The sequence below is a fragment of the Photobacterium sp. genome, from assembly GCF_033720175.1.
Classification (GTDB): domain Bacteria; phylum Pseudomonadota; class Gammaproteobacteria; order Enterobacterales; family Vibrionaceae; genus Photobacterium.
The window spans coordinates 32,640-52,176 of record NZ_JAWWDA010000010.1; the positions used below are offsets into that span (position 1 = coordinate 32,640).

General features: G+C 46.1%; 16 protein-coding genes. 5 read left to right on the top strand and 11 right to left on the bottom strand.

Annotated features, from left to right (window positions below; genetic code table 11):
* Window positions 1–40 precede the first annotated feature (40 nt).
* Window positions 41–631, bottom strand: a complete 591-nt coding sequence (locus tag R3289_RS12605; RefSeq protein ID WP_318925944.1) for a VOC family protein — start codon at window positions 629–631, stop codon at window positions 41–43.
* A gap of 426 nt (window positions 632–1,057) precedes the next feature.
* On the opposite strand from R3289_RS12605, the gene argS reads away from it, so the two are divergent.
* Together argS and R3289_RS12615 are read left to right on the top strand one after the other, a co-directional pair.
* The gene (argS, locus tag R3289_RS12610) at window positions 1,058–2,788 is read left to right on the top strand and encodes an arginine--tRNA ligase (RefSeq protein ID WP_318925945.1); all 1,731 of its coding nucleotides are present in this window, start codon (window positions 1,058–1,060) and stop codon (window positions 2,786–2,788) included.
* A gap of 317 nt (window positions 2,789–3,105) precedes the next feature.
* Window positions 3,106–4,125 (top strand): GGDEF domain-containing protein, encoded by a 1,020-nt coding sequence (locus R3289_RS12615; protein WP_318925946.1) that lies wholly within the window; start codon window positions 3,106–3,108, stop codon window positions 4,123–4,125.
* 100 nt (window positions 4,126–4,225) lie between these two features.
* Here the strand turns inward: R3289_RS12615 and R3289_RS12620 are convergent, their stop codons facing one another.
* Window positions 4,226–4,831: a DUF924 family protein gene (locus R3289_RS12620; RefSeq protein WP_318925948.1), complete on the bottom strand. Its 606-nt coding sequence runs from the start codon at window positions 4,829–4,831 to the stop codon at window positions 4,226–4,228.
* A gap of 188 nt (window positions 4,832–5,019) precedes the next feature.
* Here R3289_RS12620 and R3289_RS12625 point away from each other — a divergent pair, with 188 nt between their 5' ends.
* A complete protein-coding gene (locus R3289_RS12625) occupies window positions 5,020–5,448 on the top strand; it encodes an HIT family protein (protein ID WP_318925950.1) in 429 nt (142 codons plus the stop codon).
* 59 nt (window positions 5,449–5,507) lie between these two features.
* Here the strand turns inward: R3289_RS12625 and R3289_RS12630 are convergent, their stop codons facing one another.
* From R3289_RS12630 to znuA, 6 genes are all read right to left on the bottom strand, one after another.
* Window positions 5,508–5,750, bottom strand: a complete 243-nt coding sequence (locus R3289_RS12630; RefSeq protein WP_318925952.1) for a FeoC-like transcriptional regulator — start codon at window positions 5,748–5,750, stop codon at window positions 5,508–5,510.
* Window positions 5,747–8,023, bottom strand: coding sequence for a Fe(2+) transporter permease subunit FeoB (feoB, locus tag R3289_RS12635; RefSeq protein WP_318925953.1), 2,277 nt, complete (start codon window positions 8,021–8,023; stop codon window positions 5,747–5,749). Before feoB ends, R3289_RS12630 begins: the two co-directional genes overlap by 4 nt.
* Window positions 8,023–8,250 carry a ferrous iron transport protein A gene (locus tag R3289_RS12640; RefSeq protein ID WP_318925955.1) on the bottom strand — a complete coding sequence of 76 codons (228 nt, stop codon included), beginning with the start codon at window positions 8,248–8,250 and terminating at the stop codon, window positions 8,023–8,025. The genes feoB and R3289_RS12640 overlap by 1 nt, the downstream gene beginning before the upstream one ends.
* Before the next feature lie 158 nt (window positions 8,251–8,408).
* Window positions 8,409–11,876 (bottom strand): ATP-binding protein, encoded by a 3,468-nt coding sequence (locus tag R3289_RS12645; RefSeq protein WP_318925956.1) that lies wholly within the window; start codon window positions 11,874–11,876, stop codon window positions 8,409–8,411.
* Between the two features lie 192 nt (window positions 11,877–12,068).
* A complete protein-coding gene (gene mepM, locus R3289_RS12650; protein ID WP_318925958.1) occupies window positions 12,069–13,424 on the bottom strand; it encodes a murein DD-endopeptidase MepM in 1,356 nt (451 codons plus the stop codon).
* The gene (gene znuA / locus R3289_RS12655; RefSeq protein ID WP_318925959.1) at window positions 13,424–14,338 is read right to left on the bottom strand and encodes a zinc ABC transporter substrate-binding protein ZnuA; all 915 of its coding nucleotides are present in this window, start codon (window positions 14,336–14,338) and stop codon (window positions 13,424–13,426) included. Before znuA ends, mepM begins: the two co-directional genes overlap by 1 nt.
* 114 nt (window positions 14,339–14,452) lie before the next feature.
* On the opposite strand from znuA, the gene znuC reads away from it, so the two are divergent.
* On the top strand, window positions 14,453–15,229 hold the full coding sequence (znuC, locus tag R3289_RS12660; protein ID WP_318925960.1) for a zinc ABC transporter ATP-binding protein ZnuC: 777 nt from the start codon (window positions 14,453–14,455) through the stop codon (window positions 15,227–15,229).
* Complete coding sequence (znuB, locus tag R3289_RS12665) at window positions 15,222–16,007, top strand: zinc ABC transporter permease subunit ZnuB (protein WP_318925961.1); 786 nt, start codon at window positions 15,222–15,224, stop codon at window positions 16,005–16,007. Before znuC ends, znuB begins: the two co-directional genes overlap by 8 nt.
* A 129-nt stretch (window positions 16,008–16,136) precedes the next feature.
* Here znuB and sucD read toward each other — a convergent pair whose 3' ends face one another.
* From sucD to odhB, 3 genes are all read right to left on the bottom strand, one after another.
* A complete protein-coding gene (gene sucD, locus R3289_RS12670; protein WP_318925963.1) occupies window positions 16,137–17,009 on the bottom strand; it encodes a succinate--CoA ligase subunit alpha in 873 nt (290 codons plus the stop codon).
* Entirely contained in the window at window positions 17,009–18,175 is a 1,167-nt protein-coding gene (gene sucC, locus R3289_RS12675; RefSeq protein ID WP_318925964.1) for an ADP-forming succinate--CoA ligase subunit beta, read from the bottom strand. Before sucC ends, sucD begins: the two co-directional genes overlap by 1 nt.
* Before the next feature lie 138 nt (window positions 18,176–18,313).
* Window positions 18,314–19,531, bottom strand: a complete 1,218-nt coding sequence (gene odhB / locus R3289_RS12680; RefSeq protein WP_318925966.1) for a 2-oxoglutarate dehydrogenase complex dihydrolipoyllysine-residue succinyltransferase — start codon at window positions 19,529–19,531, stop codon at window positions 18,314–18,316.
* Window positions 19,532–19,537 lie beyond the last annotated feature (6 nt).

A 19,537-nucleotide genomic window follows, 5' to 3' on the forward strand; every position in this document is an offset into this window, starting at 1 on the left:
AGACTCCTTAAGCTCGCAACTCATGATTCCCGCTTCTGAATTATACTTCTTCGCTTTCAATGACATCCTTCAAAGAGCAAGGATGCAGCTTAATGCAAACCCCGTTTTTCTTAAACGCATAAGTCGGATTCGGTAAGCGCTCTTTATCGCCGGATGGTGAGCTGGCTTTGACTTTAATTCCTTTTCCGGCCATTAGGGTCCACTGGTGTTCAAGCTGAGGGAAAGCCTGTTCCAATACCACCTTCAGTTGCTCGGTATTGCCCGCTTTTGCCGGGATCACAAACTCCACATGCTCCCACCCTTCTTGCGGATAGGCTTTATCACCGGGGTAGGGTAACTCCAAACATTCAATCACCCAGCTACCCACCTGAATCGGCTGATGAAAACCAATCACAATAATCGGTCTGCCATTGATAACATTATTCGACCACTCATCACCATAAGCAAGCCACGACTGATGCAGCGCTTGTGCCATTTCCCGGTCATTTACCCGCAACGCTATATGGTCAGCCTGATATTGCTCAAGAGAAAGCCCTAATTCACTGGCCAACGCCATAATGCGCGCCATAAAGGCAGGTAAATCCGCCAACATTTGTTCAGGGTGAAGGCCCGCTTCTGTCAGCTTCTGCATGTTTTTTTCTCCAATTAATTTATTATCAGGGGCTAACGCATAATTATCCACAGTTTAGGTCTCAACGGAACCCCGAACCATGCTACCACAGGCCTTGTAGCATCTTGATCCATGCATATTTTTCATCAAGTCTTTAAAGCAAAAAAAAATCGCAAACAATGGCCTTTTCAGGTTGCCAAAGTACCTAAATATGTGGGTATGATTAGGAAATACCATTTGTGTATTCAAGGTACCACCTCTGACTCAAGAGGATGCCCCGTCAAAAATACTCACGAGCACTTATTTACATTAACAACATTAAATTAATGTAACCAACCTTCGTGGCTATTTTTGACGGTTTTTGCTTACTGGCAACTCTTGAATACGGTAACGTTTATGCCTCACTAATGATTACATGACGTTACAAACGATTTAAAGGATCAGCGTGTGAACATTCAAGCACTAATTAATGACAAAGTATCTCAGGCCTTAGAAGCCGCAGGCGCACCAGCAGGTAGCCCGGCAGCTGTACGTCAGTCTGCAAAGGCGCAGTTTGGTGATTACCAGGCGAACGGCGTAATGGGCGTAGCAAAAAAACTGGGAACTAACCCTCGAGAATTTGCACAAAAAGTTATCGATGTTCTGGAGCTTGACGGTATCGCTGAAAAAGTCGAAATCGCCGGCCCTGGTTTTATCAATATCTTCCTCTGCAAAAGTTGGCTTGCTGCTCGTGCTGAAGAAGCACTGGCTGATGCGCGTATTGGCGTTGCCACTGAAGAGCAACAAAATATTGTTGTTGATTACTCTGCGCCAAACGTAGCGAAAGAAATGCACGTTGGTCACCTGCGTTCAACCATCATTGGTGACGCGGTTGTTCGTACTCTTGAGTTCTTAGGCCACAATGTTATCCGTGCTAACCACATCGGTGACTGGGGTACTCAGTTCGGTATGCTTATCGCAAACCTCGAACGCGTACAAAAAGAGACCGGGGAAGTATCTATGGAACTTTCCGATCTTGAAGCGTTCTACCGTGAATCTAAAAAACTGTACGACGAAGATGAAGAGTTCGCAGCCCGTGCTCGTGCTTACGTGGTTAAACTGCAGAGCGGCGACGAATACTGCGCTGAAATGTGGAAGAAGCTGGTTGACGTTACGATGGTTCAGAACCAACGCAACTATGATCGCCTGAATGTATCACTTTCTCGTGAGAACGTGATGGGTGAATCCATGTATAACGACATGCTGCCGGGCATTGTTGCTGACCTGAAAGAAAAAGGTCTGGCCGTCGAAAGTGACGGCGCGCAAGTGGTATTCCTGGACGAGTACAAGAACAAAGACGGCGATCCTATGGGTGTTATCATCCAGAAGCGTGATGGCGGCTTCCTGTACACAACCACTGATATCGCATGTGCCAAGTACCGCTACGAGCAGCTAAATGCTGACCGGGTGCTTTACTTCATCGATTCACGTCAGCATCAGCACCTGATGCAGGCGTGGTCTATCGTTCGTAAAGCCGGCTACGTGCCAGAAGAGGTGACGCTTGAGCACCACGCATTCGGTATGATGCTGGGTAAAGATGGCCGTCCTTTCAAAACCCGTGCGGGTGGTACCGTGCGCCTGACGGATCTGCTTGATGAATCAGAGCTGCGCGCAGCTAAACTTATCGAAGAGAAGAACCCGACACTAGACGCTGAAGAAAAAGCGAACATTGCAAAAACCGTTGCAATGGCGGCGGTTAAGTATGCGGACCTGTCTAAGCACCGTACAACTGACTACATCTTCGACTGGGATAACATGCTGGCGTTTGAAGGCAATACAGCGCCATACATGCAGTACGCTTACACCCGTGTTGCTTCTATCTTCAAACGTGCTGACGTTGAGCTGTCAGATTTGACTCACCCTGTTGTTATCAACGACGAGAAAGAACAAACACTGCTATCGGCACTTCTGCAATTTGAAGAAGCAGTACTGGCGGTAGCTCGTGAAGGCCAGCCACACCTGATGTGTAGCTACCTGTTCGAACTGGCAGGCAAGTTCTCTAGCTTCTACGAAGCATGCCCAATTCTAAATGCAGAAGAAGCCGTTAAAGAGAGCCGCCTGAAACTCGCGCTGCTCACTGCGAAAACAATTAAACAGGGTCTGGACCTGCTTGGTATCGAAACCCTTGAACGCATGTAATTAATAATATGATTACAGCCTGATAACCCAAAGCCTTCTAGGGAAACCTTAGAAGGCTTTTTTGTGATTATTCATCCTACCCATATCCGTGGATATAATTAAAAATATAATTACATACTAATAATTTACAGCCTTCTAGAGTATCATTAGCGGATTATTGTAGCTGTGTATATCAATGGTGTTGAGTTTGATAACCGATTGAGGCTAAACGTCTTCACTATGATTAGTATCTGCTCTGGATTACCCCAAAGATTGTTGAATTAGCGGTTTCACTATGATGATTTTTTATATTTTATGCAACAAATGGAATTTGTGTTATGAATAACGATAGTTTTGTGGAATCGACAAAAACGTTAAAAAAAACGGTTCCCTTAATGATCAAACACAAAGTACCGACAACGCCTACCAACTATGCACTTTGGTACACTTATGCAAAGCAACAGCTCCCAATGCTCAATCAAGCCGTTGATCAGGGAATTGCCGAGCTAGGACTCTGTACCCCAACATTATGCGATACTCTCTATCAGGAGCATTTGGCTAGCCAGACAGATAAAGACATGGCTCAGTTAAAACAGAGCCTGACCGCGATGATGCAAGAGATCTCCCATAGCATGGCAGATACTCTATCGGATACTGAAGTATTTCAGGGCGTATTAACCAAGACTTTCGGTAAACTCGAAACGGCTGAACAAGATGGGCTATCACTCGAAGAAACCATGAAACTGGTACGCGAGTTTGTTCGCGAATCCCGTCAGATACACACTTCAACCGGTACCTTTAAAGGGCAACTGAGCAGCACGCAACAAGAGATATCGTCTTTACGTCAGGCGCTAATCGAAAGCCAGAAAGAAGCGAATGAAGATGCGTTAACCGGCATTTTAAACCGTCGCGCTTTTAACCGTGATTTTCAAAATTACATCCAAAAGAATACCCCCCTCAGTCTGATACTGTTAGATATCGACAGATTCAAAAATTTTAACGATGACTTTGGCCATCTGCTTGGTGATCAGGTCCTGAAAACAGTTGCCCGCAGACTCAAAGAAAGCTGCCGGGATTATGCCCAGGCCTACCGTTTTGGCGGAGAAGAATTTGTATTAATTTTACCACATAAAATGAAGGCATCAGCCAGGCAGCAAGCTGAAACCCTCCGTCGTGCTTTAGAAAAGATATCGGTTCTGGACAAAAAATCGGGACAACGTGTTAACTCGATTACAGCTTCATTTGGTGTCGCAGAAAGACTGGAGAATGAATCGGGAGAGAGCCTGATTAACCGCACCGATGCATTTATGATTCAGGCAAAAAAACTCGGCCGTAATCGCGTATTACCGCTTATCTAACCCCCTAAATCATTTCACCAATACTGTCAGGCTAACCTCGCAAGCGTAACCTTACTCGGTCATGACGTAGTATGTGTCTGACAGCATTCTGAAATCATGGCTATTGGCCAAATCGCTGACCACCGTTGCTCAACCACTGCAATTCTTCCTGGGTAGATAAACGCCCCAAAGCGGCGTTACGGTGCGGAAAGCGGCCAAACTTATTTACCACATCTCGATGGCTGACGGCATACTGATAGAAGCCTTCAAAAATAATTGCATTTTCTGGTGAAATGGCCTGACGTAACTGATTAAAGCAAAATATTGACTCTTCCTGATCTTCAATCGCTTCAGAATGCTCTAATGGCAAATACAGAAAGACCCGTTCAATCGGTGTTAGAGCTTCATCCAGATTTTGAGCCAGAGATCGCTTACAAATAGCCTGTGCTAACGAATCATAACGAAACGCAGCACTGAGTCCGCGATAAATATTACGGGTAAATTGATCAAGTAAAATGATCAGCGCAAGAGAGCCTTTCGCAGTCTCAGCCCAATGGCCTAATCCGCCACGACCCGCCTGACTGACTAAGTGTTGAAACTTGTCGGCGATCAGCTTATCTGTCTCTTTTTCGCCTTTAAACCACAGAGCATTTTTGTCGGTTATTGTGACTTCTTGGTCTAACTCACCAAACCAAAAATCTAAGACTTGCTGATATTCTTCCGCCATTGTCATCTCCACACCCACTACAACAACCACAAAGTTTGTACCTGTATATTTGAATGGCCAGACTATTAACGCGATTGGTATAATATATTTATCTCAAAGATAATGTCAGAATACCGAACGACCTATTTTAAAAATATCAGCAATGTTCCAGCTTGTGAGCGGCACTGTACTCTTAAGGAATATTTACAATGAGTTTCACCCTACACCCGCAACTAGCGACAGATACTACGACTTTAGGTGACTTACCTCTGAGTCGGGTTCTGTTGTCCAAAGAGGCCCTGGGCCCATGGCTGATCCTTGTACCTCGCAAAGATGAACTGACCGAGATCCATCACTTATCCGCTGCAGAACAGTACCAGTTAATCCGTGAATCGAGTGCTGTGGCGGCTTTATTAGAAAATGATTATCGTGCCGACAAAATTAATATCGGCGCCCTCGGTAACCTGGTTCCGCAATTACATGTCCACCATATTGCACGCTTTACCACCGACATAGCCTGGCCGGGCCCGGTTTGGGGCAATACCAATGGCACCCAGCGCAGTGAGGAAGTACAACAAGCTTTAGCGGAAGAGCTACGCGACGAATTAAATAATATTGACGGCTTTGTTACGGCTTAAACACGCTAGCAAAAAGGCAACCGTGTGGTTGCCTTCTGTTTTCGAATGATCTGAAGTGATTATCGCATTACCGTTACCGACAGCTCGTTAGCCTGTAAGCAACGATACCAGACCTCTTTTGCTGACTGGCAACAATTATCACTGTCGCAGCCAACCAGTTCTTTACCAACAGTGCCCTTGCGCACCCAAACATCGAGCATTGCCTCGACGCCATCTTCAGACATACCGAAGTGGGTTGCCATTTTTTTCCGGCTCGAACGCCCATGTTGTTCAATATACTGTTTCAGCTGCTGAAGGATCATAATACAACCAACTCTTTTTGTTGTTTCTTACCCTGATGCTTGAACGCGACGAACAAACCTGCATTAATCAGAACAAAAAAAGCAATCCAGGATATGCTCGTAACAGGGTGATCAGCGAAGTGCGCGGCTTGGTAGAAAATAGTGGCAAATGTATAAGCTAGCAGCATTGTCCAGCCTGCAATAAACACAGAGAATTTCTGACCAAACTCGCGGACATAAGCCCCCATCGCGGCAGCACAAGGCGTATATAGCAAGATGAAAATCAAGTATGCCATCGCGGCAGCAGAACTCACAAAGTGCGCTTGAATATTACCAAAGATTGATTGGTCAACGTCTTGCTCTTCAGCAACGGTATTCAGATCACCTAACTCACCCACCGTAATACCGAGAGGGTCTGAGTAACTAAGATCTGTCAGGTTTGCCGGAATCGTTGCTACCGCCTCTTTTAAACTAGCCAACAGGTTATATTCCGCATCATCGTCACTGGCAGATGGCGCATATAAACTATTCAACGTGCCAACTACCGCTTCTTTGGCAAAAATACCAGTAATGATACCCACCGTTGCAGGCCAGTTATCTTCCTTCACACCGATGGGTGATAATACTGGCGTTACAATTTGCGCCGCTTTTGATAATACTGATCGGTCAGAGTCCTCATTACCGAATGAGCCATCTGTACCCAATGAGTTAAAAAAGCTCAGGCATGCGACAACCACAACAATTGTCTTACCCGCCCCAAATACAAAGCGCTTCAGCTTCTGCCAGGTCTTAATGCCCACATTACGCATAGTCGGCAATTCATAATCAGGCATTTCCATAATAAAGCTATCGCTCTTACCCGGATAAAGGGTATGGCGCAGAATCATTCCGGTCATCACTGCGGCAACAATACCGAGTAAATAAAGGGCAAAGACAACATTCTGACCATTTTGCGGGAAGAACGCAGCTGCAAATAGCGCGTATACCGGAAGGCGGGCGCCACATGACATAAATGGCGTCATTGCCGCCGCCAACTTACGCTCACGCTCTTGCTCCAGTGTACGTGTTGCCATGATCGCAGGTACATTACAGCCAAAACCCAGTACCAACGGAACAAATGCTTTACCCGGCAAGCCCACTTTCTGCATCACTTTATCCAGCACAAAGGCAGCACGAGCCATATAACCAGAGCTTTCTAATAGCGCCAGAAACAGATACAGGCAGGCAATAACAGGAATAAAGGTCGCAACAGTCTGAATACCGCCACCAATGCCATCAGTAATCACGGTTGCCAGCCACACCGGCAAATGCTCGTCTAACAGGTAATGGCCACCATCGACAAGAATGGCACCAACGCTAATATCAAAGAAATCGATAAATGCACTACCAATGTTAATGGAGAACATAAACATCAGATACATCACGACAAAAAAGAATGGAATACCAAACGCACGATGTAAAAGAACGCTGTCAATTTTGTCACTGATGCTGCGGCTCAATTTGCCTTCTTGACGGCGAACTTTCTGACAAAGCTGATGCAGGAAGGTATAACGAACATCAGCGACCTGAATATCCGGATCTACCTCTACCAATAGTCTATTGCGAATATTACATGCCCGGCTCTTATCAGATTCAGATAATCCGTTAATAACCAAAGTATCATTTTCAAGCACACGAATAGCTTGTGAACGCACTTTTAACTGTCCGTCAGAGAACAGACCTTCAAGCTCAGTGACAGCCGCTTCAAAGTGTTCGCCGTAATTCAATGTCAGATCACCGACTGCCACGCCTTGTGCCAGCATTTTGTGCAATCTGGCTTTAAACTCGCTAACCTGCTTTTTATTATGTGCTGACAGGGATAATACCGGGCAACCAAGGGCTTTTTCCAACGCTTGGATATCCAGAACCTGACGCTGGCGCTTTAACACATCCATTTTATTTAAGACCACCACCATCGGGCGGCCAAGCTCACGAAGCTGCAGAGTCATGTATAAACTGCGTTCTAAGCAGGAAGCGTCAACAACATTGATAATCACATCTGCCGGTGTGGTTAAAATCGCACGAGAAGCGATGGCTTCATCTAAGCTGTTGGCATCATTGGCACTGTCTAAATTGTAAATTCCCGGTAGATCGGTCAGAGCAAAACTGTCACCCGCACATTGGTAATTTCCCGTTTTTTTCTCAACAGTTACCCCAGCCCAGTTACCCACTTGCTGTTTAGCGCCGGTAAGACCGTTAAATAATGTTGTTTTACCGCTATTCGGATTACCAACGGTAAGAATGTTGTACTGCACTAGCGCACCTCTACGTCAATATTCGCGGCAATTTGTTTACGGAGTGCGATATCGACACCGCGTACCCGCACTTGAAGAGGATCACCAAGGGGCGCTAGACGAATAACGCTGACTGCCGTGTTAGGTAATAACCCCATAACCATTAGCTTTTTCCGGGTGGCGACAGGGAGGTTCGACATATCTGTCACGACTCCATTAACGCCGCACGATAAATCTGACAGTTTCATACTAAACCGACACCTTAATAAGAATGATTTGCATTTATATATGCAATTTTACACATCAAACGGATGCAATTATTGTTTTAAATCAAAAATAACCTCAACTGATAGGGGATCATTGATTGTGCAAACGAAGATTTCAACACAGAGCAACGGGGCTTTTGTTATTCCAGGATTTTTTCACACTCTTTAGCTGACGCAACAAACTGCGATGGGGTCATCCCAAAACTATTTTTAAATCTGACACAAAAGTACGATGGATCATTGAAACCACAGGCTAACGCGACATCAGAAATCTTATCGCCTTGCTTCAACATCACTTGCGCCTGCTCAAAACGAAACTGAAGCACATAATCTTTAAAAGACATATTGAATTCTTGCATGAACTTGCGCTGCAAACTGTCCTCAGAGGTGAATATTGCCTTTGCCGCCGCAGCCGTACCAAAATCAGCATCATGGAAATGCTGCTCTACCAGCGCCATGATTTCTTTACCCCACGGCGTTGCCAGCTCAGTCATAATGTTAGAGCCCGCTTTTGTCTGCGATAAATCATCGGTGTACAGGCCGTCATTAGCGACTGTCATATCGCCGGTATTATCATGTCGGTATAACGGAAGCTTCAGCACAAACTCACTACCAACCCCCTGGTAGCTAATAACGGAGATGTCACCACCGTAACGTTCCACCAGCTGTTTCACCGTACTCAGGCCGAGTCCGAATCCGGATTCAACGTTGAACTCAGATTCTTCCTTAAAATACTGAGTAAAGATACTGTCACGAATATCTTCAGACATCCCTTTACCGGTATCTGCCACCGATATAGTCAAATAGGCACGATCGTTTTTAGCCACGACGGTAATACAACCTCTGATAGCACTATATTTCAGTGCATTTGACAGCAGGTTGCCGACCATAATTTCTAAATGGTAGGGGGCAATTTTAATATTGGCCCCTTCGGTACTATTCTCAAGACACAAAATAATATCTTTTTGATCCGCCTCCATCTGCCAGCTCAGTACCGTGGCCTGAAGAATCGGACTGACTAACTGCTCACAGAGCTTTTCCGGTTCAATAAACCCCAGAGCATCCCTCGTCAGTAACTGATCCGCCAGATGCAGTGAACGCTCAACATTACTGGCTATCATACTGAACTTCTCTGCTTCTTCTCCCTGGTTAGCTTCCTGCATTTTTTTAACCGGACCCAAAATCAATGCTAGCGGTGTCCGCAACTCATGAGATAAATGAGCCATGAAGTTCTGACGAATACTTAAAATATGCTGTAACTGCTTATTACTTGAATAAAGCTGCTGCTTTTGCCGCTCTATACGAACCGTCTTACGGAAGACTGCTTGTTTTAAACGCAGGTTTTGTTCTTTAACATTCTTTGAGTACCAGAAAAGCAACAACATTATAATTGCGCAGAGTAACAAGATGAAAGTCCCCATAGCCCAATAAGAAAGGTACCAGGGCTTGAGAACCTGAAACGGAAATGCCGTGACTTGTTGCCGTTCACTATGCAGTGAATCAATTCTGAGTTCTAACGTATAGTTGCCCGGTCGCAAGCTATCAAAGCTCAGCCAATAGCCATTCAAAGAATGCCAGCTGTCACCTTCATTCGCTGACAAACGAAATTGCAGTTTAGTCTGGCCGGAAAAGGGAAAAACACCTAAATTAAAACTGACTGGATCACCAAACGGTACAAGCAATAACTCCTCGCTGGCACCAGCAAACTGACGTAACTGATGGTTAACCTGTATTTCGCCAATGACCACCTGCGATAACTCAGTTTCTGATTTAAGTAACTTATCAGGGGTGACTTCCAGCAGCCCCTCACGGCCACCAAAAAGTAGCTTACCCGACAGTAATCGCTCACACGCCTGTGAATAAAATTCATTTTCAATGACCCCTGCCGGCGGTGCAAAATGCTGACGTAAGTCCGCATTAAATGAAAAATATGACACGCCTTTACTGGAGCCTAGCCACACGCCTTTATTACCACTCACCACGCAATAAGGATTGGCTCGCTGACCCATAAGCTCGATGATGGATGGTTGCAAGTTTTTCAAATCCGGTGAAAACTGCAAACTATGATTGTTTACAATCCAAAGCTGCGCCATCTGATCTTCATATAAATCTAAAACCCCGCCTTGCCCCCGGGTTTGCTCAATAACTTGAAGGCGTCCGGCATCGAAACGATACAGCGCATAATCCGTTCCTATCCATACTTGTTTTGCACTATCTTCAAAGAGAATAGTGGCCAGCTCATCCCCCTTCGGGTCCAGCTGCCAATGACTGCCAAATGAAACCAACTCCTGGCTATCGGGCCAGTAGCGATACAAGGTTGATCGCATACCAATCCAGACCGATTCATAATGATCAACCATAATGCTGACAACGTGCTTATTGTTAAACCAAGGAGGCAATTGATAAGAAACCTGCTTATTGCTCGATAGTGAAAAAACCTTCAGCCCACGTTCAGTTGCGATCCATAGTTCATTGTTGCGGTAAGCTATATGGTTAACGACTCCCAGAGTGGTAATCTGGCGTACAATATCAAGCTCGGCATTCAGTTCAACCAGCCCCAGATCAGTCGCCAGCCAGATATCACCGTCGGGCAATTCGAGCACATCATTGATTTGTCCTGCCTGAATCAGATCTGGCTGCATACCGTAACGTAGACGTTTAAATAAAGTCGTGATATTAGGAAAATAGTTGACCCCATTATTGGATGCTATCCATAAGGCCCCTTGCTCATCACGGTGCAAGGCCTGGATCTGATCACCATCAATGGAAAAAACATCATGCCGGCGGGCTAGAAAATGATGCAATTCATGGCTCTCAAATTCGAGCAGATTCAACCCTTTCTTGGTACCAATCCACAATCCTGAATCTGTTTCAGAAAGACTCGAAATATAATGATGACTTAGTTGTTTGCGTTCTTTAAACACATATGGCTTTTCACTGTGATTCAAGAAAAGTCCTTCATTGGTACCCACCCAGAGCTGATTGGTTTTATCAGCATAAACCGCCGTCACCTTCTGTTCAGGGTATCTCATGGGCTCAATCCGCTGATGCTCTTTAAATTCATAAAGACCGCTTTCTCCGGCAACAAACAGTGACTCACCGGCAAGGTACAAACCCGTAACAATAAAGCCTTCCGGCAAACTGAAAAATGCCGGATGTGCCTGATCTTCCGTCACGAGATAAAGACCTTGGTCATTGGCAAACCAAACTTCTCCATCTTTGCGAATAACATGTTTCAGTGGAAGCTGACTGATATTGAGATTACGTAACCGGGTTTCTGCCGGAGAGTAATGAAAAGCTTCGCCATCTTTGATTAACCAAAGCGCCTGGTTCACCATAACAGCATCCGTTACCCCCTTAACGATATTGCCTTGCCCGTCAACAGTACTATGCAGAATACGACCATCATAAAAAATCAGCTCCCCGTAAACATCAACAAACCACAAACCACCGTTGGTGTTATTAATGATTTTGAGTGCCGAAACAAGACTTCCCTGCTCTTGGTGAGGTAATGGATAAAAAGCGTAATTCCCGCCAGCGTTAGCGGCAGGGATCCCACCAAGCAGTGAAGCCAACAGACAAATAATAGTAATATAGGCTTTAGTCATATTCTTATTCTTATTCTTAAGTGCCAGTAATATCAGCGCCACACCAATAACTCGCAAAACGGGTACGTTAATGGCTCGGCCATTATACGTACGGTGATTCTAATATAAGCGTCGTTTTATAAATTACAGCCTCAAACATAAAAAAGCGCACCTTGTGCGCTTTTTTGTACCCGAGCCTTTCAATAAAACATACTAACCGGGCATCACCGCCAGTAATTTCTGTCTTTCGCTATTAGCCAGTTGTTTAAATTCAGAACGCGCTTTACTGGGAACAGGCTCCGCTTGAGGCAACGGTACTTTCATTGCGTTAACCGGACGGTTCTTTTTGATGAGTTCAAAGTGAAGATGCGGACCGGTCGAACGACCGGTATTACCACTTAATGCTATACGTTGGCCCATGGTCACTCGGTCGCCAACTTTTACCAGCAACTTATGAAGGTGCAGGTAACGGGTCATATATTCGCGACCATGCTTGATAACAACATAGTTGCCTGCGAGTTGGTGCTTACTGGCTTTAACCACCACCCCATCGCCTGCCGCCAAGACCGGGGTACCAATCGGAGTCGCAAAGTCGGTACCGTTATGTGGCGAAATACGACGGGTTACCGGGTGCTTACGCGTCGGATTAAACGACGAGCTGGTACGGTAGCGCTTCGCTAATGGAACACGGCGCAATGCACGATTTAAGCTATTGCCATCGGGATCATAAAACTGATCATCGCTATGACGCATCACGAAAATTTCTCGATGATCGCTCAGATAGTAAAGCGCTTTCAGTTCACCTTTAGTCACCGCCTTGCCATCAATGAACTCACGCTCTACAGATACGGCAAATCGATCGCCTTTACGCACTTCGCGACCGAAATCAAAGCGCCATTGTAAAACCTGAACTAAGGTTTGAATCTGATTAGGTGTTAAGCCAGCGGCAAGCGCGGAATTATAGAAGCTTCCTGTAATCCTTCCGGTTAAAAAGACAGGTTTAATCACACCGTTTTCTTCAATCTGCTTAAAATGGTAGCCCTTGTCAGCCAAGGTATAGCTATCGGTGATTTTTTTACTGCGCTGGATATTAAATTCTTTTACCTGCCCACCATCATTAACAGACCATTCTATGGTCTGTCCTACCCGAAGGTTCTGAATCGACTTGTTGACCTTGATCAGTCGGTACATATCAGAAATAGGCAGTGCGTATTGCGAGAAAATTGAACCTAATGTTTCACCTGACGTAATTTTATGCTTATGAGCAACGTCAGTAACTTGTTCTAATTTCTGCTCAAGCGCATCTTTTGGCGCTGAAAACTCAGGGTCATCCGGATCCAGTTCAGCGCCCAACGGCTCACTATTCTGATCTGATAAGACATCTACTTTCTCGTGTGGCAGCTCAATTTCAACCCGTGCAGCGCGTTGAGAACTTGATGACTGAAACGTTTGTTTTGATGGCTGCCACATAAGTGCAGCCATCACCAACAGAGAGGTTGAGGCTAACGCAATCCGATGCTGACGAGGTAACTTTTTTATTGAAGAGACCGCAACCTTATACAATTTCATTATTCAAGACACTTGGTAAAACTCGCACCCAATTCTGTAAGAAAACGTGCATACCCACCCTCGCCCTCTGCAATCTCAGTTGCCATTGGGTCAAGAGTTCCTATTTTAACGCCAGTACCACTAACAACACTACTGACTACAGCAGGAGAAAACTGGGGTTCACTGAATACACAAAAAGCTTGTTGATCTTGCAACGCTCGACGTATTGAAATCAACGTCTTTGCACCCGGTCGTCGATCTGGTTCAACCGTGAAATGTCCAAGATTATTCAGTCCGAATTGTTCTTCAAAGTAGCCATAGCCATCATGAAAAACAAAGTAGCCATGATCTGCTAATGGTTTGAGTTTATTATTCAGTTCAGAGACGGTTTGATTGACCTCTGAAATGAACATCGTGAGATTATCCTCATACCCCTTTTTATGCAATGGATCATGTTGAACAAGCGCCTTCGTGATCACATTTGCAGCCTGAATTGCTTGTTTTGGCCCCAACCAAAGGTGTGGATCAATACCGTCATGGTTGTGATTGTGATCATCGTGATCATTCTCAACAGCATGCTCATAATGGCGGAAATCAATAGAGTGCTGTTCAGTTAACGCCAGACTGTTCTCTTTACCTTCAACCATTTTGGCAATAAACATTTCGAGCTCAGGCCCCACCCAGATCACTAAATCTGCATCTCGCAACTTTTTCATATCAGAAGGGCGTAACGCATAATCATGCGGTGAGGTGCCAGGTGGTAGCAATGCGTCACTGCGGGTTATGCCAGCAGTCAGATCCTGTACTATCATATTCAGCGGTTTTACCGTTGTAACCACTGAAAAAACTTTCTCTTCGTTAGCAAAGGCAGAGCCAGTAAGTACCAGTGCAACAATACTGCACCATGAAGTAAAGCGACGCATAACAATGTCCATTAAACAATGCCTAATATAATTAAAGAATACCAATAAGAAATTGAATGTTATATTATAACATCTCATTTTGGCAAACTCCTTTTCTGCATTCTTTCAAGACAGCCTATTTTTCTTATGACAATACTAATTGAACTACAGTCGGTTACCGTCGCATTTGCTGAGCGGCATGTCCTGGATCAAGTTTCTCTGAAGCTTGAACGAGGTCAAATCACCACTTTAATCGGGCCTAACGGGGCAGGTAAATCAACTTTGGTTAAGGTGATCACGGGCTTGCGCAAACCCACCTCAGGAAAAGTGCTTCGTCAGAAGGGAGTTCGTATTGGCTATGTTCCGCAAAAGCTGCAACTTAATACGTCTATGCCTTTAACGGTAGATCGTTTCATGCGATTAGCGGGCCGGTACAAAGAGGATGCCATAATCGAAGCATTGAGCCTTGTCGGAGGTATCCACCTTCAGCACAGTGATATGCATTCATTATCAGGAGGAGAAATGCAACGGATTCTGCTGGCCCGGGCACTGCTGCAAAAACCCGATCTACTGGTCTTAGACGAACCGGTACAAGGTGTTGACGTGAATGGCCAGCTGGAACTCTATAGCTTAATTCAGTCTCTGCGAGATAGGCTCAACTGCGCCATCTTGATGGTTTCGCATGATCTGCATTTAGTCATGGCAAAAACCGATAATGTCATTTGCCTCCACCATCATGTTTGCTGCTCGGGTGAACCCGACACCATCACCAGCCATCCTTCCTACGTGGCTTTATTTGGTCAGCAACAAAGTGAGCAACTGGCTTTATACCATCACCATCATAATCATGAACACGATCTTACAGGTAGCCCTGTAGGACCATGCCAGCATAATAAAAAACAACACGGTGATCATAATGCTTGAGTTTCTTCTTCCAGCCCTTGCCGCAGGTATTGGAATTGCCATACTGGCAGGCCCATTAGGCTCATTCGTCGTCTGGCGCAAGATGGCTTATTTTGGTGACACCCTGTCCCACGCCTCGCTGTTGGGTATCGCATTAGGTTTTTTATTTGATATCAACCTTAACCTGGCCCTGATCATTTGCTGTTTAGTGTTGGCCGTCATTCTGGTCAGCTTACAGAAACAAAAATACGTCGCCACCGATACTTTGTTAGGTATTCTTGCCCACAGTGCGTTATCGCTGGGTTTAGTCGCAGTCAGTTTTCTTGACCATGTTCGTATCGATCTGATGGCCTATCTGTTTGGTGACTTATTAGCCGTCACCACGACAGATCTGTTATGGATTTACGGCGGTGGATTGCTGGTGCTGATCGCACTGTTTACCCTGTGGCACCCTCTGCTTTCCATGACCATCAATGAGGACATGGCGCAAGTTGAAGGGGTAAATGTTGACTTGATGCGGCTCTTGCTGATGCTGATGGTCGGTATGGTTATCGCTGTCGCAATGAAGTTTGTCGGGGCGCTGATCATCACTTCGCTGCTGATCATCCCGGCCGCCACGGCTCGTCGTTTCTCCTGCAGTCCAGAATTTATGGCTGGTTTAGCTTCTGCTATCGGCGCGGTTGCAGTCGTCATTGGCCTGACCATGTCATGGCATTATGATACACCGGCAGGCCCGTCTGTGGTCGTTGCCGCAGCAGGAATGTTCATGCTAAGCCAGCTAAAGCGTGCCGAAAAATAACCTAACCTCCGCACTCGCTTTATTTTGCTTTTGCTATGCCCACAAAAAAACCCGCCAGCTGGCGGGTTTTTAAAACAAGATCTGATGCCTAGTCCGGGACTATTTCCCCGATGAACCAATGGGTATTAATTACCAGCCTGTGACTTCACGCAGTGCTTTACCGATCTCGGCCAGACTTTTCACCGTCTTAACACCCGCTTCTTCAAGGGCCGCAAATTTATCTTCTGCTGTACCTTTACCGCCAGAGATAATGGCACCGGCGTGACCCATCCGCTTACCCGGAGGTGCCGTAACGCCTGCAATGTATGCAACGACAGGCTTAGTAACGTTCTCTTTGATGTAAGCTGCCGCTTCTTCTTCGGCAGTACCGCCTATCTCACCAATCATCACGATTGCTTCCGTCGCGGGATCTTTCTCAAACATTTCCAGCACGTCAATGAAGTTAGAGCCGGGGATGGGATCACCGCCAATACCGACACAAGTAGACTGGCCGAAACCTTCATCTGTGGTTTGCTTGACAGCTTCGTACGTCAAGGTACCAGAGCGGGAGACAATACCGACTTTACCCGGTTTGTGGATATGGCCAGGCATAATACCAATCTTACACTCGCCAGGGGTGATCACTCCCGGACAGTTGGGGCCAATCATACGCACGCCAGCTTCATCAAGACGCACTTTGACATCCAGCATATCCAGTGTCGGAATGCCTTCCGTAATCGTAATGATCAGCTCAAGACCAGCATCGATGGCCTCCAGAATCGCATCTTTACAAAAAGGGGCGGGCACATAGATAACCGTTGCCGTTGCGCCAGTAGCTTCAACCGCATCACGAACGGTATTGAAAACCGGCAGGCCCAAGTGAGTCGTTCCCCCCTTGCCTGGTGATACACCGCCAACCATTTTCGTACCGTACGCAATCGCCTGCTCTGAGTGGAACGTACCCTGGCCACCCGTGAAGCCCTGACAGATCACCTTGGTATCTTTATTGATTAAAACTGACATTATTTACCCTCCGCTGCAGCAACAACTTTTTCTGCTGCTTCAGTTAAGGAAGTCGCAGCTATAATATTCAGACCACTTTCAGCCAGCTTAGCCGTACCGACTTCTGCATTGTTGCCTTCAAGGCGGACAACAACCGGTACTTCAACGCCCACTTCAGCTATTGCACCAATGATACCTTCTGCAATAAGGTCACAACGCACGATGCCGCCAAAAATATTTACCAGTACTGCTTTTACGTTGCTGTCTGACAGGATAATTTTAAATGCTTCTGTGACACGCTCTTTTGTTGCACCACCACCAACATCCAGGAAGTTTGCAGGATGGCCGCCGTGCAGGTTGACGATATCCATCGTCCCCATTGCCAGACCAGCACCGTTAACCATGCAACCAATGTTGCCGTCAAGCGCTACATAGTTCAATTCCCACTGTGCGGCATGTGCTTCACGTTTATCTTCCTGAGATGAATCATGCATATCACGCAGTTTTGGCTGACGGTACATTGCATTTGAGTCAATGTTAATTTTACCATCGAGACAAACGAGACTGCCATCACCCGTCACGACCAGCGGGTTAATTTCAAGTAGCGCCAAATCGTAATCAGCAAACATATTACCAAGGCCGAGGAAGATTTTTGTAAACTGCTTAATTTGATCCCCTTTCAAGCCAAGCTTGAAAGCCAGCTCACGACCTTGATATGGCTGCGGGCCAACCAATGGATCAATTGCCGCTTTGTGGATCAGCTCAGGTGTTTCTTCCGCCACTTTCTCGATTTCAACACCACCTTCAGTCGATGCCATGAAAACAATACGACGAGAAGCGCGATCAACCACCGCGCCCAGATACAGCTCATTAACAATGTTTGATGCTTCTTCGACCAGGATTTTTGTAACCGGCTGGCCATTGGCGTCTGTCTGGTAAGTCACCAGGTTTTTACCCAGCCATTTTTGGGCAAATTCTTTCAGCCCTTCTTTCGTGTTATGTAGTTCAACACCACCAGCTTTACCACGCCCACCAGCGTGAACCTGACATTTGATAACCCACTTGTCACCACCGATTTTACCCGCAGCTTCTGCGGCTTCTTGCGGAGTGTCACAAGCATAGCCTTCTGGAACTGGTAGTCCGTACTCAGCGAAAAGCTGTTTTGCCTGATACTCATGCAGATTCATATGTTCTATCCATTTCATATCCCTTTGGGACTGTTATATCCATTTGAAATACTCTTGGGTATTTCTTCGTCAGTGATACCTGGCAGCCTAATGTAAGCCGGACGTTGAGCCAGTCCGGCTTAAGCTGCAAAACAGGTATTAAACGTCTAGGAGCAGACGGGTTGGATCTTCTAATAATTCTTTAATTGTCACCAGGTACCCTACCGACTCACGGCCATCAACCAAACGGTGGTCATAAGACAGTGCCAGGTACATCATTGGCAGAATTTCTACTTTTCCATCAATGGCCATTGGGCGGTCAGCAATTTTATGCATGCCCAAAATGGCGGCTTGTGGCGGGTTAATGATTGGTGTCGACATCAGTGAACCAAATACCCCACCGTTAGTGATTGTGAAGTTACCGCCAATCAGCTCATCAACCGTCAGCTTACCGTCACGGCCTTTGACAGCGAGTTCACGGATCCCTTTCTCGATTTCAGCGAGGCTAAGCTTGTCACAGTCACGAAGTACCGGAGTCACCAGGCCACGAGGCGTCGACACAGCAATGCTTACGTCGAAGAAGTTATGATAAACAATATCATCACCATCAATCGAAGCATTGACTTCAGGATAACGCTTCAGCGCTTCCACAACCGCTTTGACGTAGAAAGACATAAAGCCCAGGCGAATGCCATGGCGCTCTTCAAATATATCTTTATATTGCTTACGAAGATCCATGATTGGCTTCATGTTTACTTCGTTGAACGTGGTCAGCATTGCGGTGCTATTTTTCGCTTCAAGCAGACGCTCAGCGACACGCTTACGCAAACGCGTCATAGGAACACGTTTTTCGCTGCGCTGTGCCAGCGGTGCTTCTACTTTTGCCTCAACGGCCGGGGCGGCAGTTACCGGAGCGGCTTTATCTTGCTTCAAAAAGGCTTCGACGTCTTCACGTGTAATACGGCCACCGACACCGGTACCTTTCACTGCTGATGCTTGAATGCTGTGCTCACCAAGCAGACGACGGACCGCCGGGCTTAAGGCTTCGCTAGTCTCTTCACTTAAAGAAGCGGTACTACGCTTGGTCGGCGATGCCTCCGCTTCTGTCGGTACATCCTTCGTTGGTTCACCAGCAACCACACCAGCTTTGATCTTGCCGATTAATTGCTTGGATAAAACCGTTGTACCATCGTCTTCAAGAATTGCTTCTAAAATACCATCTTCCGGTGCCGGAACTTCCAGCACCACTTTGTCTGTTTCGATATCCACCAGAACTTCATCACGTGTAACGGTATCACCAGGCTGTTTATGCCAAGTTGCCACGGTTGCATCAGCAACTGATTCAGGTAAATCGGGAACCAGAATTTCGATTGTCATATCGGC

Bases quoted from the DNA above. Each gene is read 5' to 3' on its own strand.
- R3289_RS12605 (WP_318925944.1), bottom strand. From the start codon at position 631: ATGCAGAAGCTGACAGAAGCGGGCCTTCACCCTGAACAAATGTTGGCG.
- R3289_RS12615 (WP_318925946.1), top strand. From the start codon at position 3,106: ATGAATAACGATAGTTTTGTGGAATCGACAAAAACGTTAAAAAAAACG.
- R3289_RS12620 (WP_318925948.1), bottom strand. From the start codon at position 4,831: ATGGCGGAAGAATATCAGCAAGTCTTAGATTTTTGGTTTGGTGAGTTA.
- R3289_RS12625 (WP_318925950.1), top strand. From the start codon at position 5,020: ATGAGTTTCACCCTACACCCGCAACTAGCGACAGATACTACGACTTTA.
- R3289_RS12630 (WP_318925952.1), bottom strand. From the start codon at position 5,750: ATGATCCTTCAGCAGCTGAAACAGTATATTGAACAACATGGGCGTTCG.
- R3289_RS12640 (WP_318925955.1), bottom strand. From the start codon at position 8,250: ATGAAACTGTCAGATTTATCGTGCGGCGTTAATGGAGTCGTGACAGAT.
- R3289_RS12645 (WP_318925956.1), bottom strand. From the start codon at position 11,876: ATGACTAAAGCCTATATTACTATTATTTGTCTGTTGGCTTCACTGCTT.
- mepM (WP_318925958.1), bottom strand. From the start codon at position 13,424: ATGAAATTGTATAAGGTTGCGGTCTCTTCAATAAAAAAGTTACCTCGT.
- znuA (WP_318925959.1), bottom strand. From the start codon at position 14,338: ATGGACATTGTTATGCGTCGCTTTACTTCATGGTGCAGTATTGTTGCA.
- znuC (WP_318925960.1), top strand. From the start codon at position 14,453: ATGACAATACTAATTGAACTACAGTCGGTTACCGTCGCATTTGCTGAG.
- znuB (WP_318925961.1), top strand. From the start codon at position 15,222: ATGCTTGAGTTTCTTCTTCCAGCCCTTGCCGCAGGTATTGGAATTGCC.
- sucD (WP_318925963.1), bottom strand. From the start codon at position 17,009: ATGTCAGTTTTAATCAATAAAGATACCAAGGTGATCTGTCAGGGCTTC.
- sucC (WP_318925964.1), bottom strand. From the start codon at position 18,175: ATGAATCTGCATGAGTATCAGGCAAAACAGCTTTTCGCTGAGTACGGA.
- odhB (WP_318925966.1), bottom strand. From the start codon at position 19,531: ATGACAATCGAAATTCTGGTTCCCGATTTACCTGAATCAGTTGCTGAT.